Origin of the sequence: Actinomadura sp. BRA 177, from assembly GCF_013372625.1 — a bacterium.
Classification (GTDB): Bacteria; Actinomycetota; Actinomycetes; order Streptosporangiales; family Streptosporangiaceae; genus Spirillospora.
Genome location: NZ_JABXFD010000001.1, coordinates 1 through 418 on the forward strand (window position 1 = coordinate 1; position 418 = coordinate 418).

The 418-nt window shown below is 82.8% G+C and carries 1 pseudogene; it reads left to right on the forward strand.

The features are described 5' to 3' along the window. Nucleotides 1–269: pseudogene (locus HUX53_RS00005) on the forward strand (hypothetical protein); the annotation flags it as partial. Between the last annotated feature and the right edge of the window lie 149 nt (nt 270–418).

Sequence of the window (418 nt, forward strand, 5' to 3'; positions counted from 1 at the left end):
GCGCGGCGCCTGCTCCTCGGACCCCCCGAAGATCCCCGCTGGGCCCGGCCCGCGCCCCGGCGCCCGGCGGCTCCGCGCCCCCGCACGCCGCCGCGCCCGGCGCGTCCCGGACCGGCGGGGTCGCCGCGCTCGTCACCGCCAACGCCGCCGCCACCCTGGTCCGGTTCCTGCTGATGCGCGCCTGGATCTTCCCCCCCCGCCGCCTCGGCCGCGGTGCTCCCGGACGCGTCCCGGCGGCCGGGGAGAACACCGGAGGGACCCGGTCATGACCGAGACGATCACCCCGCCCGCGCGCGGCGCCTGCTCCTCGGACCCCCCGAAGATCCCCGCTGGGCCCGGCCCGCGCCCCGGCGCCCGGCGGCTCCGCGCCCCCGCACGCCGCCGCGCCCGGCGCGTCCCGGACCGGCGACAAAGACGA